We start from the raw sequence: 20,146 nt of genomic DNA, 5'->3' as shown, positions 1-20,146 counted from the left end.
GAGGTCAGACCATCCCGGTTTCCTGGAGCATCGCCAGGGTCTGCTGCAGCGAGCTGAGCTTGCCGAGGTCGATCTCCGGCGCGCCGAGCGACTCCAGCGGCGGCAGCCCCTCGACGTCGCTGGTGACCCCGGCGGCCAGCGGGTATTCCTTGGTCTTGTCGGCGAAGTAGGTCTGGGCCTCGGCCGACAGCAGGTAGTCGACGGCCTTGCCGGCGGTGGCGGCCTGGTCGGAGCCCTTGACGACGCCGACGCCGGCGACGTTGACGAGCGCGCCGGGGTCGCCCTTGGCCGGGAAGTGCAGCTTGGCGGTCATCTTGTCCGCGCCGACCTCGGCGGCCTTCTCGTACCAGTAGTAGTGGTTGATCAGCCCCACGGCGATCTCGCCGGAGTCGACGGCGTCGAGGATGGCGCTGTTCTTCTCGTACGCCTTGGGGTCGTTGGCCTTGAAGTCCTTCAGCCAGGTGCGGGTGGCGTCGTCGCCGTCCAGCACCCGCATGCCGGTGACGAAGGCCTGGAAGGAGGCGTTCGTCGGGGCGTAGCCCACCTTGCCGCGCCACTCCGGCCGGGTCAGCTCGCGCACGCCGGCGGGCGGCTTGGCGATCTTTCCGGGGTTGTAGGCGATGACGCGGGCCCGGCCCGACAGCCCGACCCAGGTGCCGTCCGCCGCGCGGTAGGCCCTGCCGACCTTGTCCAGGGACCCCTGCGGCAGCGGCTCCAGGCGTCCCTGCTGGGCGAGGGCGCCGAGGGCTCCCGCGTCCTGGGACAGGAACAGGTCGGCCTCCGACTTGTCGCCCTCCTCCAGCAGCTGGGCGGCCAGCTCGGCGCTGTCGCCGTAGCGGACCTCGACCTCGCCGCCGATGGAGCGTTCCAGCTTGTCGAGCAGCGGCGCGACCAGGGCCTCGTCGCGGCCGGAGTAGACGACGAGCGGGGCGGCCTGCCGGGCGGCGGCGGCCGGGGCGCCGGCGGCCGCCTCCTGGCCCTGACCGCCGCAGGCGGCCAGGGCGGGGGCGAGGAGCGCTGCGGCGGCGAGGGCGGCGAACCGGCTGGTGGTGGTACCCATGACGTGCCTTTCTGGGTTCTGCGAGCAATCACCTTAGGCGTGCCTAACCTAAGCACCGCACTCACCCTCAATCTAGGTCTTTAGTCACTTTTATGGGGTTTCATCGCCTTTCCTGGTGAACGCCGCGTGTCCACTAGCCTTGCCCCGGTGGACATCCGCCTCAGGACCCCCGACGACATGGACGCCTGCGTCGAGGCCCTCGCCCACGTCCAGGCCGCCGACCGCTACCCCGTGCGGTGGCCGGACGACCCCCGGAGCTGGCTGACGCCCACCGGCCTCACCTCGGCGTGGATAGCGTTCGAGGCCGGCACCGTGCTCGGCCATGTGGGCCTCACCCGCGACGCGGAGATCACCCGCCTGTTCGTCACTCCGGCGGCCCGCGGGCGAGGCCTGGCCACGCGGCTCCTCGACACCGTCCGCGCCGCCGCGCGCACCCCGCTCAAACTGGAGGTCTCCTCCGAGGGCGAGGCGGCCATCGCGTTGTACCAGCGGGCCGGCTGGCGAAGGGTCGGCAGCAGCCGGGCCGGCTGGACCAACGCGGCCGGGGAGCCCGCCCTGCTCCACCACTACGTGAGCCCCTGAAGCGGGCCGCCGGCGAGGCGGGCGGTCCATGCCGCCGCGGCCCGACGGCGGCTCCCCTTACCTGGCACGTAATCGCGCTCCCTACGCCGCCGCTGGCATGGTTCGAGGTGTCGGAACACGACCTCTAAGGAGCCCACGATGACCGCCATGACCGTCACCGCCGACCGGACCAAGTTCCTGCGCCTCGCCCTCACCGCCGACGCGGTCATCACCGGCGTCAACGGTCTGGCCTACCTCGCCGCCGCCGGCCTGCTCAGCGATCTGCTCGGCCCCTCGACCGGCCTGCTGCGCGGGATCGGCGCCTTCCTCCTCGTGTACGGGCTGGCCGTCGGCTTCCTGGCGAGCCGTCCCGCCGTCCCCGTCACCGGCACCAAGGCCGTGATCGCGCTGAACGTCACCTGGGCCGTGGCCAGCGTCGCCGCCGTGGTGACCGGGGTCGCCACGTTCACCACGGCAGGCGCGGTGTGGGCGATCCTGCAGGCGCTGACGGTCCTGGGCTTCGCCGAGCTGCAGGTCATGGGCCTGCGCAAGGCCCGGTGACCGTACGGACCCCCCGCAAGGGAGCAGGGTGCGGCTCACCGAGGACGGCCGGATCGCCGCCGACTTCCTCGACCGGGCGCCCACCGCCTGATCCCCGCCCGCCCATCCCAGCAAGCCCCCGGGACGCCCCGGGGGCTTCCTCGTGGACCGGCAGGAAAAGCGTTTGCCCGGCTCACGTCGTCGCCGGAAGAATGTGACCTCGTGTCCGACCACCCGCCGCCGGCCCGCGGCCGGCTGCGCCGCCTCATGCCCGACCTCGGCCCGCTGCGCGACTCACGCGACTTCCGGCTGCTGACGGCGTCGGGCTTCGTCACGATGTTCGGGACGTTCATCACCATGGTGGCGGTGCCGTTCCAGATGAAGGAGCTCACCGGCTCCTACGTGGCGGTCGGCCTGGTGAGCCTGGCCGAGTTCGTGCCCATGGTGGTGTGCGGACTGTGGGGCGGCGCCGTCGCCGACGCGGCCGACCGGCGCAAGGTCATCGCGCTGTGCGAGCTCGGACTGGCGGTCACCTCGGCGATGCTCCTCGTCAACGCCCTGCTGCCCGCTCCACAGGTCTGGGTGCTGTACGTGGTGGGCGCCCTGACGGCCGGCATCAGCTCGCTGCAACGGCCCAGCCTGGAGTCCCTGATTCCCCAGGTGGTGCGGCACGACCAGCTCGGCGCCGCCGCCGTGCTGGCCAGCCTGCGCTGGAACTTCGGCGCCATCGTGGCCCCCGCCCTGGGCGGGCTCGTGGTGACCGCCTACGGGGCCGCCGCCGCCTACGGGATCGACACGGCGAGCTTCGTGCTGTCGCTGCTGCTGCTGTGGCGGACGGCATCACGGCCGCCCGCCGAGAACGCCACGCCCGCCTCGCTGCGGTCCCTGGCCGAAGGCGTCCGCTACGCGGTGCGCCGGCCCGACCTCATGGGCACCTACCTGGTGGACATCGCGGCGATGGTGTTCGCCATGTCCACGGCGTTGTTCCCGTTCCTGGCCGACCAGCTCGGCGCGCCCGAGGCGCTCGGCCTGCTCTACTCAGCCGGCGCGGTGGGCGGGCTGGCCGCCTCGCTCACCGGAGGCTGGACCTCGCGCGTCCACCGCCACGGGCTCGGCGTGGTCCTCGCGGCGGCGCTGTGGGGTGCGGCGATGGCGGCGGCCGCGCTGATGACGAGTGTGTGGGCGGTGTTCCTCTGCCTCGCCGCGGCCGGGGCGGCCGACATGATCAGCGGCATCTTCCGGATGACCATGTGGAACCAGACCATCCCGGGCGAGCTGCGCGGGCGGCTGGCGGGCATCGAGCTGCTGTCGTACGCCAGCGGGCCGATGCTCGGCAACGCCAGGGCGGGGCTGATGGCCGACGTGGGCGGCATCCGGTTCGCGCTGGGAGCAGGCGGTTTGCTGTGCGTGGCCGCCGTGGCGGGGCTCAGCGCGGCGCTGCCGGGGTTGCGGAGGTACGACGCCCGCACCGACGAGCACACCCTGGCCGAGGGTGCCCGCCGCGCCGCCCAGGCGAACCCCTGATCGGGCACCGCCCACGACGGGTAGGGCGCTACTCGCTCTCCCGCCAGCCGTCGTACCGCTCCACCAGCGCGTCCACCTCGGCCAGCCGGCCCTCGTCGATCCCGTCGGCCACGACGAGCCACTGCGCGTCCTCGGCGTCGTCCTCCCCCGCGAGTGTCTCCCGCACCACGCGCGGCACGCCCAGCTCCGGAAACCACTCGCCCAGTGTCTCGGCCACCTCTTCGGCGTCGTCCCGCTCGGCGAACACGAGTAGCTGCCTCATGGCATGGCATTGTGCCGCACCCGGCACGAACCGGACGTGCCGAGCCGTTCACCTACCGTGAACGCGGTAGGTTGCTAGCGTTGGACCATGACGGCAGAAGCGGTGAGTCTACAGATGGCGCCACCTTCGCTCCCCGACTGGGTCTTCCCGCCCCCTGAGGGCTTCAGGGCCGAGGACCTCGATCACATTCCGGATCTGCCTGCGCACACAGAGTTGATTGATGGAAGCTTGGTCTTCGTGAGCCCCCAAGCCTCCTTCCACACCCTTGCCGTGGACCTGCTCGTGGCCGGCCTCCGCAGAGCCGTCCCGGCGAGCCTGCGCGTCCGCAGGGAGATGAGCATCGTCCTCGACGCCGACCAGCGTCCGGAGCCCGATGTCTGCGTCATCGCCGCCGGCGCGGACCACGGTCCTGAGCAGACGTTCTATCAGGCGCGGGAGGTCGTACTCACCGTTGAGGTCGTCTCGCCGGAGTCCAGGATCCGCGATCGGGAGCGCAAACCCACGCTCTACGCCAGGGCCGGAATCCCGCACTTCTGGCGGGTCGAGAACGAGTCCGGCAGGCCTGTCGTCTACGCCTACGAACTCGACCCGGCCACCCGCGTGTACGCGCCCACCGGGATCTTCCACGACCGGCTCAAGGCGAGTGTGCCGTTCGACGTGGACATCGACCTCACCGAGATCGACACCCTCTGACGCAGGAGTGAGGCCCGGTACGCCGTACCGGGCCTCACGTCATGTGCTCGTCCCGGCGTGGTCAGGCGCCTCGCAGGTGCGCGCCCACCCGGTCGGCCGCCATCGCCACGGCGGCGTCGCGGGCGGCGGTGGTCTCCTCCACCGTCAGTGTCCGGTCCTGGGCGCGGAAGCGCAGCGTGTAGGCGAGCGACTTGTTGCCCTCGCCCACCTGCTCGCCCGTGTACACGTCGAACAGCCGCACCGACTCCAGCAGCTCGCCCGCCCCGTCGCGCAGCGCCGCCTCCACGTCGGCCACCGGCGTGAAGTCGGGCACGGTCAGCGCCACGTCCTGCGTCGCCACGGGATAGGCCGACACCTGCGGCGCCTGGACGGTGCCCGGCATGGCGTGGTTCAGCCGCGACAGCTCCAGCTCCATCGCCGAGGTGCGCGGCGGCAGCCCGTACGCCTCGACGACGCGCGGGTGCAGCTCACCGGCGTGGCCCACGAGCGTGTCGCCGGCGTAGAGGGCGGCGCACCTGCCGGGGTGCCACGGCTCGTGCTGGTCGGCGACGACCGACAGCTCGATCCCGGCCTCTCCGGCGACGATCCGGGCGGCCTGCACGGCGTCGGCCCAGCACTCCTGGCGTCCGCCGCCCCACCAGCCGGACCGGTCGAACTCGCCGGCCAGCACGACCGCCACGCGCTGCGGCTGGTCGGGCAGGGCGGCCTCGACGGAGGCCAGCTCCTCGTCGGTCGGCCTGCGCTCGACGCCGAGCACCGGGGCCGCGGCCGGCGCGCCCTCACGCGGACGGTAGACGGCGCCCATCTCGAACAACGCCACGTCGGTGAAGCCGCGCCCGACGTTGCGCACCAGGGTCTTGAGCAGACCCGGCAGCAGCGTGGTGCGCATCAGCGGCTCGTCCTCGGTCAGCGGGTTGACCAGCCGGACGGCGCGGCGGCGGGCGTCGTCGGCGGGCAGCTGGAGGTGGTCGAAGTCGCCGTCGCCGACGAACGGGTAGGCCAGCACCTCGACGTAGCCTGCGGCGGCCAGTGCCCGGCCGACCCGCCTGCGCAGCCGCTGCCCCTCGGTCAGCCCGGCCCCGGCCGGCGCCTTGGGCAGGATCGACGGCAGCCGGTCGTAGCCCTCCAGCCGGATGACCTCCTCGGCGAGATCGTTGGGATCGGTGAGGTCGGGCCGCCAGGACGGCGGCGTCACCGTGATCATGTCGTCGCCGGTGACGGCCAGCTTGGCCGCCAGCTCGCCGCCGGTCACCACGCCGGTGGGGTCGACGCCGCCCCGGCGCACGGCCGGGTCGTCTCCGTCGGTGACCGTGCAGCCGACCTGCTCCAGCCGCCGCACGACGGCGTCCCTGTCGTATGTGAGGCCGGCGACGGCGCCGGGGTGGCCGGCGGGCATCGCGATGCGGGCGGGCTCCACCTCGGTCTCGGCGTGGGTGACGCCCGGCCGGACGGTCGCGCCGCCCAGCTCGGCGAGCAGCCGCACGGCCTTCCAGGAGGCGACGAGCGGCAGCTCGCGGTCGACGCCGCGCTCGAACCGCTTGGACGCCTCGGACACCAGGCGGTGCCGGCGGGACTCGCGGGAGATGCCGGTGGCCGAGAAGTGGGCCGCCTCGATGACGATGTCGGTCGAGGATCCGGAGATCTCGGTCGCCAGGCCGCCCATGGTGCCGGCCATGGAGATCGGCCCCGACCCGTCGGTGATGAGGATGTCGTCGGGGTCGAGGTCGCGCACGACGTGATCGAGCGTCTCCAGCCGCTCGCCCGGCCGCGCCCGGCGCACGACGATCTCACCGGTCAGCTTCGACCGGTCGAAGGCGTGCAGCGGCTGGCCGAGCTCCAGCATCAGGTAGTTGGTGATGTCGACGGCCAGCGACACCGGCCGCATGCCGGCGCGGGCGAGCCGTACGCGCATCCACAGCGGGCTCTGCGCCGCCGGGTCGAAGCCGTGGACCTCGCGCAGCACGAACCGGTCGCAGGCGGTCGGGTCGGCGATCGACGCCGGCCACGCCGGTCCGGTCTCGGCGGGCAGCTCCACGTCGGCGGGGTCGCGGAACGGCACGCCGAACGCGGTGGCCGCCTCGCGGGCCACTCCCCGGATGGACAGGGCGTAGCCGACGTCGGGCGTGATCTCAAGCTCCAGGACGTCGTCGCGCAGGCCGAGCAGGTCGGCCACGTCGGCGCCGACGGGGGTGTCGGGCGGCAGCACCATGATGCCGCCGTGCTCGTCGGTCAGCCCCAGCTCGCGCTCGGAGCAGATCATGCCTTCGGACATGCGCCCGTACGTCTTGCGGGCGCCCACCTCGAACCCGCCGGGCAGCACGCCGCCCGGCAGCACGACCGGCACCCGGTCGCCGGCGGCGAAGTTGGTGGCGCCGCAGACGATCTCGCGCGGGGTGGCCTCGCCCACCTCGACCCTGCAGTGCCTGATCGGCTTCTTGAAGCCGGTGAGCTCCTCGATCTCGAGCACCTCGCCGACGACGACGTTCTTGACGTCGTGGCCGTAGGAGGTGATCGACTCGAGCTTGAGCCGGGCGGCCGTGAGCTTGTCGGCCACCTCCTGCGCCGTGACCGCGGGGAGATCGACGTACTCCCGCAGCCAGGAGAGCGGGACCTTCATCAGATCTCCATTCCGAACGGAAGCGTGAAGCGGATGTCACCCTCGACCATGTCGCGCATGTCCTCGACGTTGTGGCGGAACATCAGCGTCCGCTCGATGCCCATGCCGAACGCGAACCCGGAGTACGTCGCCGGGTCGATCCCGCAGGCGACGAGGACGCGCGGGTTGACCATGCCGCAGCCGCCCCACTCGATCCAGCCCTCGGACTTGCAGGTGCGGCACGGCGGGTTGCCGGGCACGGCGGAGGCGCCGCGGCAGACGAAACACTTGAGGTCCATCTCGGCCGACGGCTCGGTGAACGGGAAGTAGTTGGGCCGGAACCGAGTGGTGATGCCCTCGCCGAACATGACCTCGGCGAACCGGTCGAGCGTGCCCTTGAGGTGCGCCATCGTCAGGCCCTTGTCGACGGCCAGCCCCTCGACCTGGTGGAAGACCGGGGTGTGGGTGGCGTCGAGCTCGTCGGTGCGGAACGTCTTGCCGGACGAGATGACGTAGCAGGGCACGCCACGGCCGAGCATGGCGCGCACCTGGACGGGCGAGGTCTGGGTGCGCAGCACCATGCCCGAATCGGCGGAGCCGACGAAGAACGTGTCGTGCTCGGAGCGGGCCGGGTGGTCGGTGGCGATGTTGAGCGCGTCGAAGTTGAACCATTCGCCTTCGAGCTCAGGGCCCTCGGCCACCTCGTAGCCCATCGCGACGAAGGTGTCGGCGATGCGCTCCTGCATGGTGGTCAGCGGGTGGCGCGCGCCACGCGGCCGGCGGTCCCAGGGCAGGGTGACGTCGACAGCCTCCTCGACGAGCACGCGGGCGTCACGCTCGGCCTCCAGCTCGGCCTGGCGCGCGGCGAGGGCGGCGCTGACGGCCTTGCGGGCGGCGCCGACGCGCTTGCCGGCCTCGGCACGGGCGGCGGGGGGCAGGGTGCCGATCTCGCGGTTGGCCAGCGCGATGGGCGAGCGGTCGCCGGCGTGGGCCAGGCGGGCCTGCTTGAGTGCGTCGAGGCTGCCGGCCGACTTGATCGCATCGAGGGCTTCGGCCTCCATGCGGGACACCTCGTCGGCATGCAACGGTGTGACCTCGACGGGGTCGTAGTCAGACAAGAGTGAGCTCCGTATCCAGGGCTTGAGCGGTCAAGAGTCTAACGGGGACGCCCACCGGCCGACTCGCTCGTGAGGCCGGGGGCTTCAGGCGAAGTCGGGCGCGCCGGTGGGCACGGTAAATCGGAACTCCGCACCGCCTTCGGGTGCCCGCTGCACGGCGATCGTGCCGCCGTGCGCCTCGACCAGGCCCTTGACGATGAACAGGCCCAGCCCGGTGCCGCCGCGCCTGCGGCTGTTGCCCCGCCAGAACTGCCGGAAGACGCGAGGGGCCAGCTCGGGCGCTATGCCCTCGCCCTCGTCGCGCACCGACACGGCTAATCCCCACCCCACGGACTCGATCTCGATCGTCACGGTGCCACGCCCATGCCGCACCGCGTTCTCCACCAGGTTACCGAGAATCTGGTCGATCTTGTCCTGGTCGAGCCACATCTCGGGCAGATCGTCGCCGGCGAGGAGGCGGAAGCGGTCCTCGGGCTCCCCCGCGGCGACCCGGCCGGCGATGATCCGCCGGGCTCTGGCGGGCACGTCGACGACCTGGCGGTGCACCTCCAGCCGCCCGGACTCGATGCGTGACACGTCGAGCAGCTCGGTGATCAGCCGGGTGACGCGGTCGGCGTCGTTGTTGACCGTCTCCAGCATGACGCGCTTCTGCTCGTCGGTGAAGCGGGTCCACTTGGCGAGCAGCGTGGCGGTGAAGCCCTTGACGCTGGTCAGCGGCGAGCGCAGCTCGTGGGCGACGGTGGAGACCAGGTCGGCACGGCTGCGCTCCAGCCGGGCGCGGGCGCCGCCGTCGCGCAGCGTGATGGCGACGCGGACGACGTCGCCGCCGCGGGCGGGCTCGCGCACCAGGCGGGCGGCGACGTGCAGCTCCTGGCCGGCCGGCAGGTGGAGCGGCCGCTCGGGCACCCTGCTGCGGGTGCGCAGGCCGCCCTGCGGGTCGAGGCCCTTCCACCACTCGCGGCCGTCGTGGTCGCGGAAGGGGAACACCTCGTCCATGGCGCCGCCGACGGCGCGCTCGGGGGTGACGCCGGTCAGCCGGGCGGCTGCCCGGTTGAGGGCGAGGACCCTGCCGAAGCCGTCGGTCACGATGAGTCCGTCGGGGAGGTCGTCGATGGCGATCGTGCACGCGGGAGAGACCGCTGGACCACCGGTGTCTGCGCCCTGCACGACCTCGCCTCCTCCGCCTACAAGGCCGACAATAGCGGGTTTCCCGGCGCCTGGGGGACTCGCCGAACGCCTCCCTATGGGTCCCCGCCGGCGGCGCGGTGGATCTTCGGCGGGCGGGCGTGCTCAGGACAGCCGCTGCGCCCTGGCGGAGGAGTAGAGGCACACGGCGGCGGCGGTCGCGAGGTTGAGGCTCTCGGCCTGCCCGTAGATCGGGACGCGGACGACGTCGTCGGCCTCGGCGAGCACCTCCTCCGGCAGCCCCCACGCCTCGTTGCCGAAGATCCACGCGGTGGGGCCGGACAGGTCGACGTCGTCGAGCGTGTGCTTGCCCGCGCCGTCGGCGGCCAGCACGCGCAGGCCCCGCTCCCTGAGGTGGCGCACAGCCGCGCTCACCGGCGCGCCGATGACGACCGGCAGGTGGAAGAGGCTGCCGGCGCTGGCGCGCACGCACTTGCCGTTGTACGGGTCGACGGAGGCGTCGGTGAACACGACGGCGTCGGCGCCGGCGGCGTCGGCGGTGCGCAGGACGGTGCCGGCGTTGCCGGGGTCGCGCACGTGAGCGAGGACCGCGACCAGCCGCGGCGCGGCGGGCAGGGCGTCCTCCAGCGGCACGTGGACGAGCCCGCAGACGGCCAGCAGGCCCTGCGGGGTGACCGTCTGCGACAGCTCGGCCATCACCTCGCCGCTGACCCGGTGCACGGGCAGCCCACGGCCGGCGGCCTCGGCGACGATCTCGGGGTGGCGCTGCTCCGCCTCGGCGGTGGCGAACAGCTCCAGCGTCACGCCGTCGAGCCGGAGCGCCTCACGGACCGCCTGCGGACCCTCGGCGAGGAACTTGCGGTCCTGCTCGCGGAAAGCGCGCTTGGTCAGCCGCCGGGCGGCCTTGACCCTCGGCGACCTGACGTTGGTCAGCTCCGAACCCGCCATGCGTCCCCCTGTCTGCCGTCCAGCTGGCAAAGCCCTGTAGATGGAAAAAGGGCCCACCCTGAGGTGGGCCCCTCGTCTAGAGCCCCGCCGGGCTCGTCACACGCCTCAGCTCGCGGCCGGGGCGTTCACGTTCGCCGGCAGCGCCTTCTTGGCGGCCTCGACGAGCGTGGCGAAGGTCTGGCTGTCGTTGACCGCCAGATCGGCGAGGATCTTGCGGTCGACCTCGACGCCCGCCAGGCGCAGACCCTGGATCAGGCGGTTGTAGGTCATGCCGTTCTGGCGGGCCGCAGCGTTGATGCGCTGGATCCACAGACGGCGGAACGCGCCCTTGCGGTCCTTGCGGTCCCGGTAGGCGTACGTCATCGAGTGGAGCATCTGCTCCTTGGCCTTGCGGTAGAGCCGCGACCGCTGGCCACGGTAACCGGTTGCCCGCTCGAGGACGACCTTGCGCTTCTTCTTGGCGTTGAGCGCCCGCTTCACGCGTGCCATGTTTCTTCTCCCCGGGGGTTCGCGCTACTTGGCGAGCAGCTTCTTGATCTTCTTGGTGTCGGCGTCGGAAAGGACGACCTCGTTCTTGAGACGGCGCGTCAGCGTGGACGACTTCCACTCGTTGTAGTGCGCGCGGTTGGCACGGCGACGCTTGATCTTGCCAGAACCGGTCAGCCGGAACCGCTTCTTCGCACCGCTGTGCGTCTTCATCTTCGGCATGTTCGCCGTCTCTCCTCAATTCGGTCGTGCCGGTGGCCGGGCCGGTGCTGGCCGACCCGGTCGCGGCGTCTTCGTCTGCTGGTGGCTGTTCGGGGTGCGGTGTAAGGCTAACCCCTACGGCGGGTCACGCTTCCTGTGCGGAAGGCTCCTCGCTACCACGCTGGGCCTTGGCGGCGGCCTTCTCGGCCTTGGCCTCCGCCTTCTTCTTGTGCGGACCGATCACCATGATCATGTTACGGCCGTCCTGCTTCGGCTGGGACTCCACGAAGCCGAGCTCCTGGACGTCCTCGGCCAGCCGCTGCAGCAGCCGGAAGCCGAGCTCCGGACGGGACTGCTCACGGCCACGGAACATGATCGTGACTTTGACCTTGTCTCCCGCCTTGAGGAACCGCACCACGTGACCCTTCTTGGTCTCGTAGTCGTGCGGGTCGATCTTGGGCCGGAGCTTGATCTCCTTGATGATCGTGTGCGCCTGATTCTTGCGCGCCTCGCGCGCCTTCATCGCGGACTCGTACTTGAACTTGCCGTAGTCCATGAGCTTGCACACGGGCGGTCGAGCCGTGGCCGCGACCTCGACGAGGTCGAGGTCGGCCTCCTGGGCGAGCTTGAGGGCATCGTGAATGGAGACGATGCCGACCTGCTCGCCGTTCGGGCCCACGAGGCGAACCTCGGGAACTCGGATACGCTCGTTGATGCGGGGCTCAGTGCTGATGGGGCCTCCTAGGTTTGCGATCCCTACGTGCTCGTCGTGCCGGAGAGCTTCACACGAAACGCGAAAGCCCCGCACGTCGCGCATGCGGGGCCACTGAGCTCTTCGGCATCGCGGCCTCAAGCTCCCCGGAGTAGTCCGGCGTGATCCTGGACCCGGCCACCTCGCGGCGACCCGGGTGGGAGGGAGACCTCCGCTTGCGCGTCCAGCAGAACATGCCGGACCGATCAGAGAGCTACATTACCACAACCACGAACGATGCTCGAATCTTCCCTTACGGACGACATCGACGCGCTGGACTGCAACTGTCAACCTAGTCTATCTAGACAGGAGGGTGTCGGGTGACGACGTGGCAGTTGCAGGAGGCCCAGCAGCGCTTCAGCGAGGTGGTGCGCCGGGCCCACGACGAGGGGCCCCAGATCGTGACGCGCCACGGCGAGGACGTCGCGGTCGTCCTCGACATGGCGGAGTATCGGCAGCTCAAGGGCAAAGATCCGGACTTCAAAGACTTCCTGTTGTCGGGTCCTGATCTGAGCGAACTCGATCTCGTCCGCTCCAAGGACCTCCCTCGCGAGATCGATCTCGGAGACGACTGGTGAGCTACCTGCTCGACACCAACGTCGTGTCGGAGATGACCAGGCAAACCAGGAACGCCGGGGTGCAGTCCTGGCTCGACACGGTCAACGGCCCCTCGCTGTACGTCAGCGTGCTGGTCTTCGGTGAGATCCGCAAAGGGGTCGAACTTCTGCGTCGGCGAGATCCGGCACGCGCGGGCGTCTACGAGTCATGGCTCGAGCGACTCCATCATCACTTCGCGGCGCGGATCCTGCCCGTCACCGCCGAGGTGGCCGAGGAGTGGGGCAAGCTGACCGCCAAACGCCCCCTGCCCGTGGCCGATGGGCTCATCGCGGCCACCGCCAGCGCCCGAGGCTGGGTCCTTGTCACCAGAAACGTCAAGAATTTCGTCGACCTCGACGTGAAGGTGGTCAACCCGTTCGAGTGGCCCGGCTGAGCAGCTCGGCCTCACCCGCCGCCCGCATGGCCGCCACCGGGACGTCGGAGCGGCCCGTCATGAGCTCCACCTGGCGCACCGCCTGGTGGAGCAGCATCGCGAAGCCCCCCACGACCGTGCCGCCCGCCTCCCGTACGGCCGCGGCGGCCCGGGTGGGCCAGGGCGAGTAGATCACGTCGAACAGGGCGGGCACCCCGGCCAGCAGGTCGGCGTGGGCGTCGGCCGCGCCGCCGGGCAGCGTGGAGACGACCAGGTCCACCTGGAGCCGGGCGGTCAGCTTGTCGAGCGTCTCCACCTCGATCGCCACGCCGAGCCGGTCGGCCACCTCCACCGTCTCCCCGGCGCGGGCGGGGTCGCGGACGAGCAGCGTGACGCCGTGCACCCCGAGGCCCCGCAGCGCGGCGAGCGTGGAGGCCGCCGTGGCGCCGCCCCCTAGCACGGTGGCCGTGCGGGGAGCGGGCACTCCGGCCTCGGTGAGCGCCTGCTCGATGCCGTAGACGTCGGTGTTGTCGCCGTGCGCGGCCCCGTCGCGGAACACGACCGTGTTGGCGCCGCCCACCTCGACAGCCAGGTCGGAGACCGTGTCGAGGAGCGGCAGCACGGCCCGCTTGAGCGGCATGGTCAGCGACAGGCCGGCCCAGGCGTCGACCGGCTCGCCGTCCGCGCCCGGGCGACCGCCGCGGACGGGCCGCAGGCCGCGCAGCGTGGCGGGCAGCGACGCCTCGTCGCACTCGACGGCCTCGTAGCTCCACCCGGCCAGCCCCATCGCCGCGTAGGCGGCGCGGTGCAGGCAGGGCGACAGCGAATGCCCGATCGGCGATCCCATCACCGCGGCCCGCATGATCACCCGCTCCCTTCGACTGCCAGCACCTTACCGCCGCGCGCATCGCCACCGGTCCTGGGCCGGTCACCGGTACCGGGCGACGTCAGCCGAGGCGGGCGACCGCCCGGGCCGTACCGGGCGTGGGACCAGCCACCGCCCCTGGCCACGACGGGCGGGACCGGCGGCCGGGACCGCCCCTCGCCGGGCAGGAGGCCAGAGCCGCCCCTGACCGGGCGGGAGACCGGAGCCGCCCCCGGCCGGGCGGGAGGCTTCGGTCGCCGGTGCCCGGCTCAGCCGCCGTTCTTGCGGTACTCCGCCAGCAGGGCCTGTCGTTCGGCTTCGGTGGTCGCGAACTTGGTGACGTTGCTGTTGGGGTCGGTGGCCACGAAGTACAGCCAGGGACCCCTGGCCGGCTTGAGCGCCGCCTCCAGCGCGTGCTCGCCCGGGTTGGCGATGGGTCCCGGCGGCAGTCCGGGCCACATGTACGTGTTGTACTTCGAGGGCGTCTTGAGCTCCTCGTGGGTCGCGGCCGTGCCGTACTTGTTGAGCGCGTACATGACCGTGCTGTCCATCTCCAGCTTCATCGCCGGCTCGCGGTTGAGCCGGTTGTAGATGACGCGGGCGATCTTCGGCATGTCCTCGTGGCGACCGGCCTCGGCCTGGATGATGCTCGCGATGATCACTATCTGGCCGGGCGTGTAGCCGAGCTTCTTCGCCCCGTCCTCGAGGCCGACCTTGTCGGCGGTCTCGTGGAACCGGTCGACCATCGACGTCAGGAGGTCTGCCGGCGTGGTCTTGGGCTGCACGTCGTAGGTGGACGGGAACGCGTACCCCTCCAGCTTGTTGCCGGCGTAGCGGGGCAGGCCGAGCGCGCGCACGTTCCTCGCGGCCGTCTGGAACTCCTTGGCCGGCTTGCCCGTCTCCTCGGCGAGCTTGGCGAGGGTGTCGGACAGCCGCAGCCCCTCCTTGAGGGTCACCCGGCTCACCATGCGGTTGGTCGAGTCGAGCCGGGCCACGGCGGCGGCGGCGGACATGCGCTTGCGCATCGTGTACTGGCCGGGCTGCAGCTGGCTGCTCTTGCCCGCGCTTTCCAGGGCGTTGGTGAACGCCCTGGCGCTGGCCACGACCCCCTGCCGCTCCAGCTCCGCCGCCACCTCGGCCGCGATCTGGCCGTCCTTGATCTCGATGATCACCTCCCCCTCCCCCTGGCCGGTGAAGTCGTCCGGGACGAGGGCGCCGCTGAGCCACTGGTAGCCGAAGTAGCCACCGCCGCCCAGGATGCCGACGAGGATGATCACAGCGAGGAGCGGGGCGATGAAGCCGCCCCGGTTGCGACGTCTGCGCCGTCTGCGGCTGCCGCGTCTGCCGGAACCTCTGGAGCGCCTACCACGACCCTCGTCGTCTTCGGCGCCGAGCAGGAAATCCATATCGAGCTCGCTCATGGGTGCGCTGGCCAATCTCCCGGCACGCACCGTCCGGGATCAAGCGGACGGCCCGAACCGTTCGGGTTTACCGGGGGGGACGGGGGGATCCGCCGGACATGCTCGCACGTCCGGTGCAGTTCACTCTGGGTAGCCGTGTCCGGGGACGGCAAGGGGAGGGCCGGCGCCCCGGCGCGTCGGGACCGGCCGGGGATCTCGCCGATCCCCCGCGGGGTCGAGGACTTCCCAGCGAGCATCAGTTCGTCCCGAGGTTCTGGTGCAACACTTCCCGGTATCTCACGAACTCGCTCTCTTTGTCGGTGAATTTGGTGATTCTATGCGCGGGATCAGTTGTAACAAACCAGCACCAATCCCCCTTCGCCGGTCGTAGCGCCGCCATCAGCGCCTTCCGGCCGGGGTTCGCGATCGGCGCCGGAGGCAGTCCCGCGCGCGCGTAGGTGTTGTACGGCGAGCGCACCCGCAGGTCCCTGCCGGTGACGCGCAGTGTCCGTCTGCCGAGCGCGTAGGTGACGGTCGCGTCCATCTGCAGGGGCATGCCGCGCCGGAGCCTGTTGTAGATCACTCTGGTGATCTTCGGGTAGTCGGCGTCCCGGCCGCCCTCCGCCTGCGCGATGCTGGCCACGGTGACGGCCTGCAGCGGTGTCAGGCGCACCCGTGCCGCGCGGGCCTCCATGTCGAGCTGCCGGGCGACCTCGCCGTACCGCTCGACCATCGCGGCGAGCACGTCCACGGCCGTGGCGTCCGGCTCGACCTCGTACGTGGCGGGGTACAGGAAACCCTCGATCCCACGGGCGTACGGAGGGAGCCCGACGAGCGCGGGGTCGACCGCCCGCAGCGCCTTCAACGGCAGCCCGGTCTGGGCGGCGATGCGCCGCAGCGCCTCGTCCGCGCGCAGCCCCTCGGGCACCGTGACGCGCCTGACGACCCTCGACGCCGGTGCGAGCAGCAGGTCGAGCGCCGCCTCGGCGGCCATGCCGGCACGCAGCCGGTAGTGGCCCGGCCTGAGCCGGTGGGCGACGTCCCGGGCCTCCGCGGCGTCGGCGAAGGATCGGGCGCTCGCCACCACGCCGCTGCCGGCCAGGATCTCGCCGATGTCACCCGCGGTGGCGCCGGGCCGGATCCGGACGGTCACGGCGCCGCTGCCGGGACCCTCGTAGTCGTCCGGGGCGAGGCGGGGCTTGAGCACCGTGTACGCGCCGGCGCCCAGCGCGAGCGCCGAGGCGGCGATGCCCGCCGTGAGGGCCACGCCCCTGCGGGAGGGCACGGGCGCCACCCTGCCCTGCGCCGGTCCGCGCCCGGCGTGGGCGGGGCCGCGGGCGGCGCTCGCAGCGGTACGGCCGTGCTCCGAAGCCGGAGCGTCGTCATGCGATGGGCGTCCTGGGATGGAGGGACCGTGGCGACCCACCGGGGCGTCGTCGCGCGGTGGGCGTCCTGGTGCGGAGGGGCCACGGAGGTCCACCGGGGCGTCGTCGCGCGATGGGCGTCCTGGGATGGAGGGACCACGGAGATCCACCGGGCCGCCGGCGGCGGGCCGGCCGGTCATGCGCGCACCACCGGTGCGGGCGCACCGGGCCCAGGGTGGCGCCGCGTCATGAGGCGGGTCCGCCGGCCGCCGCGGAGGGCGGGTCGACGGGCCTGCCTGGAGGTCTGTCTGTGGCGCGTTCGGCGTCGAGCGCGTCCTGGAGCAGGACGACCGCGGCCGCCTGGTCGACGACGCCGCGTTGCTTCTTGGCGCGTACGCCGCTGGCCCGCAGCCCCTGCTGGGCGGCGACCGTGGTCAGCCGCTCGTCGAACAGCCGGACGGGAACGGGGGCCAGCCGGACGGCGAGTTCGGTGGCGAAGGCGCGCGCCAGCGCGGCGGCCTGCCCCTCACGGCCGGACAGGGAGGTGGGCAACCCCACCACGACCTCGATCGCCTCGTGCTCCGCGACGATCGCGGCGATGCGGTCGAGGTCGCCCTGACCGCGCCTGACGGTCTCGACCGGCGTGGCCAGCAGCCCCGAAGGGTCGCTGCGGGCCACGCCGATGCGTACGGAACCGACGTCCACGCCGATCCGTGAACCGAAGCGCATGTCAGCCGAGCTGCCCCTCGATGGCCTGCTCGACCAGCCGCAGCGCGTCGCCGATCGCCTCGGGCCGGCTGCCGCCGCCCTGCGCGACGTCGTCCTTGCCGCCACCGCCACCCCCCAGTGCCTTGGCGGCGACGCCGACCAGTCTCCCGGCCTTGAGCCCGCGCTCACGTCCCACCTCGTTGACCGCGGCAACGACCACGGGACGGTCGGAGGGGACGCCTGCGATCACGATGACCGCAGGCCGGTCGGCCGGGAACCTGCCACGCACATCCAGGGCGAGCTTACGCAGATCGTCGGCGCCGGTGCCATCAGGCGCGCGGTGTGTCACCACGGAGACGCCCTGCAGGTCGCGCGCCTGGGAGGCGAGCTCGCCGGCCACCTGGAGCACCTGGGCGGAGCGGAGCTTCTCCAGGTCCTTCTCGGCGGTGCGCAGCCGCGTGACGATGCCCTCGATGCGCTCGGGCAGCTCCTCGCGGCGGGCCTTGAGCTGCTCGGTGAGCTGGGCGACGAGCACGCTCTCGCGCGCCAGGAAGCGGAAGGCGTCGATGCCGACCAGCGCCTCGACGCGTCGCACGCCCGCGCCGACCGACTGCTCGCCGAGCACCTTGACCAGGCCGAGCTGACCGGAGCTGTGGACGTGGGTGCCGCCGCACAGCTCGCGGGAGTAGTCGCCGATCTCCACGACGCGGACCTCGTCGCCGTACTTCTCGCCGAACATCGCCAGCGCGCCCATCGCCCGGGCCTCCGCCTGCGAGGTGTAGAAGGCGTTGACCTTGAGGTCGTTGATGAGCACGGCGTTGACCTCGTCCTCGACGTCGCGCAGCACGCTCGGCGGGACGGCGCCCGCCGAGGTGAAGTCGAAGCGGAACCGGCCGGGTGAGTTCTCGGAGCCGGCCTGGGCGGCCGTCTCGCCGAGGGCGTTCTTGAAGCCGCGGTGCACGAGATGGGTGGCGCTGTGGCTGCGCGAGATGGCGCGGCGGCGCTCGACGTCGATCTCCGCCTGCGCCTCGTCGCCGACCCTGACCTCGCCGGTGCGGACCTTGCCGCGGTGCACGACCAGGCCGGCGATCGGCGACTGCACGTCGACGATCTCCACCTCGGCGCCGGCGGTGCGGATCACGCCCTGGTCCGCGAGCTGGCCACCGCCCTCGGCGTAGAACGGGGTGCGGCCGAGCACGATCTCGACGGTCGAGCCGGCGCCCTGGGCCGGGACGGTCACGCCGTCGACGAGGATGCCGACGACCGTGGTCTCGGCCTCCGTCTCGTCGTAGCCGAGGAACTCGACCTTGCCCGCCTTCTCCAGCAGCTGCCCGAAGACGGAGACGTCGGCGTTGCCGGTCTTCTTCGCCGCGGCGTCGGCCTTGGCCCGCTCCCGCTGCTCCTTCATCAGCCGGCGGAAGCCCTCCTCGTCGACCTGGAGGCCCTGCTCGGCGGCCATCTCCAGGGTGAGGTCGATGGGGAAGCCGTAGGTGTCGTGGAGCTGGAACGCCTGGTCGCCGGAGATCGTCGTGCCGGACTTGCGCTTGGTCTCCTCGACCGCCACGTCGAAGATCGCGGTGCCGGTGCGCAGCGTGCCGAGGAAGGACGCCTCCTCGGCGTCGATGACGGCGTGGATCTGCGGGGCGTCGGCCTTCAGCTCGGGGTACTGCTCGCCCATGACGTCGATCGCGACGCCGGTCAGCTCGTGCATGTAGCGCTCGTCGCCGGAGCCGAGCAGGCGCAGGTTGCGGACGCTGCGGCGCAGGATGCGGCGCAGGACGTAGCCGCGGCCCTCGTTGCCGGGCATGACGCCGTCGGCGACCAGCATGGTGCCGGTGCGGACGTGGTCGGCGACGACGCGCAGGCTCACGTCGGCACGGGCGTCACGGCCGTAACGGGTCTTGGTGAGCTCGGCCGCCCGGTCGAGGATCTTGTAGGTGGTGTCGATCTCGTAGATGTTGTCGACGCCCTGCAGGATGGCCGCCATGCGCTCCAGGCCCATGCCGGTGTCGATGTTCTTGCTGGGCAGCTCGCCCGCGATGTCGAAGTCGACCTTGCTGCGGACCTGGCTGAGCTGGTACTGCATGAACACGAGGTTCCAGACCTCGAGGTAGCGGTCCTCGTCGGCGACCGGACCGCCCTCCTTGCCGTACTCGGCGCCGCGGTCGTAGTAGATCTCCGAGCAGGGGCCGCCGGGGCCGGGCACGCCCATGTGCCAGTAGTTGTCCTCCAGGCCGCGGCGCTGGATGCGCTCGGCGGGCAGCCCGACCTTGTCGTGCCAGATGTCGAACGCCTCGTCGTCGTCGTGGTAGACGGTCGCCCAGAGCCGGTCCTCGGGGAAGCCGAAACCGCCGTCGGCCTCGGACCTGGTGAGCAGCTCCCAGGCGAACGGGATCACCTCGGCCTTGAAGTAGTCGCCGATGGAGAAGTTGCCGAGCATCTGGAAGAACGTGGCGTGACGGGTGGTCTTGCCCACCTCGTCGATGTCGGGGGTCCGCACGCACTTCTGGGCGGTGGCCAGCCGGGACGCCGGAGGCTTGCGCTGCCCCAGGAAGTACGGCTTGAACGGCACCATACCCGCGTTGACCAGGAGTAGCGTGGGGTCCTCAGCGATCAGGCTGGCCGAGGGCACTACTTTGTGCCCACGCTCCTCGAAGAAGCGCAGGAAGCGGCGGGCGATCTCTGCCGACTCCATGGTGGCCATCCTTTGCGTTAGTCGTTGTGGTCAGAGTCGCCGAGCCCGAACCGGGCTCGCAACTCGGTTTCGCGGTCGGCCGCCTCGCCGAGCGCGTCGGAAGTAAAGTCTCTCACCTGCGCGAGCATGCCCGCCGCGCCGCTGACGGTCCGGCGCGCCACGTGGTTGGGGTGCAGGGCCTGCAGCCTGCGCATCACCCACAGGGTGATGAGCGCGCCGAGCGACAGGTAGAACAGGCGCCGGATCACGGCCGCCGCC

Annotated in this window: 21 protein-coding genes; 6 read left to right on the top strand and 15 right to left on the bottom strand. The window is 71.7% G+C overall.

The genetic code is table 11. The annotated features are described in order from the left end of the window. Window positions 1–4: 4 nt before the first annotated feature. Complete coding sequence (locus CXR44_RS11405; protein ID WP_101785244.1) at window positions 5–1,060, bottom strand: iron ABC transporter substrate-binding protein; 1,056 nt, start codon at window positions 1,058–1,060, stop codon at window positions 5–7. Window positions 1,061–1,207: 147 nt separating this feature from the next. Between CXR44_RS11405 and CXR44_RS11400 the strand changes: the two genes are divergently transcribed. The 3 genes from CXR44_RS11400 (at window position 1,208) to CXR44_RS11390 (ending at window position 3,685) form a co-directional block, all read left to right on the top strand. Further along, window positions 1,208–1,642, top strand: coding sequence for a GNAT family N-acetyltransferase (locus CXR44_RS11400; protein ID WP_219601737.1), 435 nt, complete (start codon window positions 1,208–1,210; stop codon window positions 1,640–1,642). Window positions 1,643–1,780: 138 nt separating this feature from the next. Further along, the gene (locus CXR44_RS11395; protein ID WP_101785242.1) at window positions 1,781–2,182 is read left to right on the top strand and encodes a hypothetical protein; all 402 of its coding nucleotides are present in this window, start codon (window positions 1,781–1,783) and stop codon (window positions 2,180–2,182) included. A 201-nt stretch (window positions 2,183–2,383) separates the two neighbouring features. Next, complete coding sequence (locus CXR44_RS11390) at window positions 2,384–3,685, top strand: MFS transporter (RefSeq protein ID WP_245899072.1); 1,302 nt, start codon at window positions 2,384–2,386, stop codon at window positions 3,683–3,685. A 28-nt stretch (window positions 3,686–3,713) separates the two neighbouring features. On the opposite strand, the gene CXR44_RS11385 is transcribed toward CXR44_RS11390, so the two are convergent. Beyond that, entirely contained in the window at window positions 3,714–3,947 is a 234-nt protein-coding gene (locus CXR44_RS11385) for a hypothetical protein (protein WP_101785240.1), read from the bottom strand. 87 nt (window positions 3,948–4,034) lie between these two features. On the opposite strand from CXR44_RS11385, the gene CXR44_RS11380 reads away from it, so the two are divergent. Continuing rightward, complete coding sequence (locus CXR44_RS11380; protein WP_425437408.1) at window positions 4,035–4,640, top strand: Uma2 family endonuclease; 606 nt, start codon at window positions 4,035–4,037, stop codon at window positions 4,638–4,640. Window positions 4,641–4,701: 61 nt separating this feature from the next. Here the strand turns inward: CXR44_RS11380 and CXR44_RS11375 are convergent, their stop codons facing one another. The 7 genes from CXR44_RS11375 to infC form a co-directional block, all read right to left on the bottom strand. Continuing rightward, window positions 4,702–7,257, bottom strand: a complete 2,556-nt coding sequence (locus CXR44_RS11375; protein ID WP_101785238.1) for a phenylalanine--tRNA ligase subunit beta — start codon at window positions 7,255–7,257, stop codon at window positions 4,702–4,704. Continuing rightward, complete coding sequence (gene pheS / locus CXR44_RS11370; RefSeq protein WP_245899089.1) at window positions 7,257–8,297, bottom strand: phenylalanine--tRNA ligase subunit alpha; 1,041 nt, start codon at window positions 8,295–8,297, stop codon at window positions 7,257–7,259. Before pheS ends, CXR44_RS11375 begins: the two co-directional genes overlap by 1 nt. Before the next feature lie 141 nt (window positions 8,298–8,438). After that, complete coding sequence (locus CXR44_RS11365) at window positions 8,439–9,521, bottom strand: sensor histidine kinase (protein WP_101785234.1); 1,083 nt, start codon at window positions 9,519–9,521, stop codon at window positions 8,439–8,441. A 123-nt stretch (window positions 9,522–9,644) separates the two neighbouring features. Continuing rightward, on the bottom strand, window positions 9,645–10,448 hold the full coding sequence (locus tag CXR44_RS11360; RefSeq protein ID WP_101785233.1) for a TrmH family RNA methyltransferase: 804 nt from the start codon (window positions 10,446–10,448) through the stop codon (window positions 9,645–9,647). A 105-nt stretch (window positions 10,449–10,553) separates the two neighbouring features. Continuing rightward, window positions 10,554–10,937, bottom strand: a complete 384-nt coding sequence (gene rplT, locus CXR44_RS11355; RefSeq protein WP_101785231.1) for a 50S ribosomal protein L20 — start codon at window positions 10,935–10,937, stop codon at window positions 10,554–10,556. A gap of 24 nt (window positions 10,938–10,961) precedes the next feature. Next, the gene (rpmI, locus tag CXR44_RS11350; protein ID WP_026215152.1) at window positions 10,962–11,156 is read right to left on the bottom strand and encodes a 50S ribosomal protein L35; all 195 of its coding nucleotides are present in this window, start codon (window positions 11,154–11,156) and stop codon (window positions 10,962–10,964) included. Window positions 11,157–11,280: 124 nt separating this feature from the next. Then, window positions 11,281–11,943: a translation initiation factor IF-3 gene (infC, locus tag CXR44_RS11345; protein WP_281260263.1), complete on the bottom strand. Its 663-nt coding sequence runs from the start codon at window positions 11,941–11,943 to the stop codon at window positions 11,281–11,283. Between the two features lie 263 nt (window positions 11,944–12,206). Between infC and CXR44_RS11340 the strand changes: the two genes are divergently transcribed. Both CXR44_RS11340 and CXR44_RS11335 read left to right on the top strand, forming a co-directional pair. After that, entirely contained in the window at window positions 12,207–12,464 is a 258-nt protein-coding gene (locus CXR44_RS11340; protein ID WP_101785229.1) for a type II toxin-antitoxin system Phd/YefM family antitoxin, read from the top strand. After that, a complete protein-coding gene (locus CXR44_RS11335; RefSeq protein ID WP_245899070.1) occupies window positions 12,461–12,877 on the top strand; it encodes a type II toxin-antitoxin system VapC family toxin in 417 nt (138 codons plus the stop codon). The genes CXR44_RS11340 and CXR44_RS11335 overlap by 4 nt, the downstream gene beginning before the upstream one ends. Here CXR44_RS11335 and CXR44_RS11330 read toward each other — a convergent pair. The 6 genes from CXR44_RS11330 to CXR44_RS11305 form a co-directional block, all read right to left on the bottom strand. Then, window positions 12,852–13,718 carry a shikimate dehydrogenase gene (locus tag CXR44_RS11330; RefSeq protein WP_101785454.1) on the bottom strand — a complete coding sequence of 289 codons (867 nt, stop codon included), beginning with the start codon at window positions 13,716–13,718 and terminating at the stop codon, window positions 12,852–12,854. The genes CXR44_RS11335 and CXR44_RS11330 overlap by 26 nt on opposite strands. Before the next feature lie 272 nt (window positions 13,719–13,990). After that, window positions 13,991–15,142: an endolytic transglycosylase MltG gene (mltG, locus tag CXR44_RS11325; protein WP_101785225.1), complete on the bottom strand. Its 1,152-nt coding sequence runs from the start codon at window positions 15,140–15,142 to the stop codon at window positions 13,991–13,993. 235 nt (window positions 15,143–15,377) lie between these two features. Beyond that, window positions 15,378–16,406 (bottom strand): endolytic transglycosylase MltG, encoded by a 1,029-nt coding sequence (gene mltG / locus CXR44_RS11320; RefSeq protein ID WP_245899069.1) that lies wholly within the window; start codon window positions 16,404–16,406, stop codon window positions 15,378–15,380. A 325-nt stretch (window positions 16,407–16,731) separates the two neighbouring features. After that, a complete protein-coding gene (gene ruvX, locus CXR44_RS11315) occupies window positions 16,732–17,214 on the bottom strand; it encodes a Holliday junction resolvase RuvX (RefSeq protein ID WP_101785221.1) in 483 nt (160 codons plus the stop codon). A gap of 1 nt (window position 17,215) precedes the next feature. Further along, window positions 17,216–19,888, bottom strand: coding sequence for an alanine--tRNA ligase (alaS, locus tag CXR44_RS11310; protein WP_101785219.1), 2,673 nt, complete (start codon window positions 19,886–19,888; stop codon window positions 17,216–17,218). Between the two features lie 17 nt (window positions 19,889–19,905). Further along, window positions 19,906–20,146, bottom strand: a 241-nt coding sequence (locus CXR44_RS11305) for a hypothetical protein (RefSeq protein WP_245899068.1), incomplete at its 5' end; no start/stop codon positions are given.

Origin of the sequence: Nonomuraea indica (assembly GCF_002850745.1) — a bacterium.
In the GTDB taxonomy this organism is placed as follows: Bacteria; Actinomycetota; Actinomycetes; order Streptosporangiales; family Streptosporangiaceae; genus Nonomuraea; species Nonomuraea indica.
This window is presented reverse-complemented; position numbering and strand designations above follow the sequence as displayed.

Bases quoted from the DNA above. Each gene is read 5' to 3' on its own strand.
- CXR44_RS11405 (WP_101785244.1), bottom strand. From the start codon at position 1,060: ATGGGTACCACCACCAGCCGGTTCGCCGCCCTCGCCGCCGCAGCGCTC.
- CXR44_RS11395 (WP_101785242.1), top strand. From the start codon at position 1,781: ATGACCGCCATGACCGTCACCGCCGACCGGACCAAGTTCCTGCGCCTC.
- CXR44_RS11385 (WP_101785240.1), bottom strand. From the start codon at position 3,947: ATGAGGCAGCTACTCGTGTTCGCCGAGCGGGACGACGCCGAAGAGGTG.
- CXR44_RS11380 (WP_425437408.1), top strand. From the start codon at position 4,035: ATGACGGCAGAAGCGGTGAGTCTACAGATGGCGCCACCTTCGCTCCCC.
- CXR44_RS11375 (WP_101785238.1), bottom strand. From the start codon at position 7,257: ATGAAGGTCCCGCTCTCCTGGCTGCGGGAGTACGTCGATCTCCCCGCG.
- pheS (WP_245899089.1), bottom strand. From the start codon at position 8,297: ATGGAGGCCGAAGCCCTCGATGCGATCAAGTCGGCCGGCAGCCTCGAC.
- CXR44_RS11360 (WP_101785233.1), bottom strand. From the start codon at position 10,448: ATGGCGGGTTCGGAGCTGACCAACGTCAGGTCGCCGAGGGTCAAGGCC.
- rplT (WP_101785231.1), bottom strand. From the start codon at position 10,937: ATGGCACGCGTGAAGCGGGCGCTCAACGCCAAGAAGAAGCGCAAGGTC.
- rpmI (WP_026215152.1), bottom strand. From the start codon at position 11,156: ATGCCGAAGATGAAGACGCACAGCGGTGCGAAGAAGCGGTTCCGGCTG.
- CXR44_RS11330 (WP_101785454.1), bottom strand. From the start codon at position 13,718: ATGCGGGCCGCGGTGATGGGATCGCCGATCGGGCATTCGCTGTCGCCC.
- mltG (WP_101785225.1), bottom strand. From the start codon at position 15,142: ATGAGCGAGCTCGATATGGATTTCCTGCTCGGCGCCGAAGACGACGAG.
- ruvX (WP_101785221.1), bottom strand. From the start codon at position 17,214: ATGCGCTTCGGTTCACGGATCGGCGTGGACGTCGGTTCCGTACGCATC.
- alaS (WP_101785219.1), bottom strand. From the start codon at position 19,888: ATGGAGTCGGCAGAGATCGCCCGCCGCTTCCTGCGCTTCTTCGAGGAG.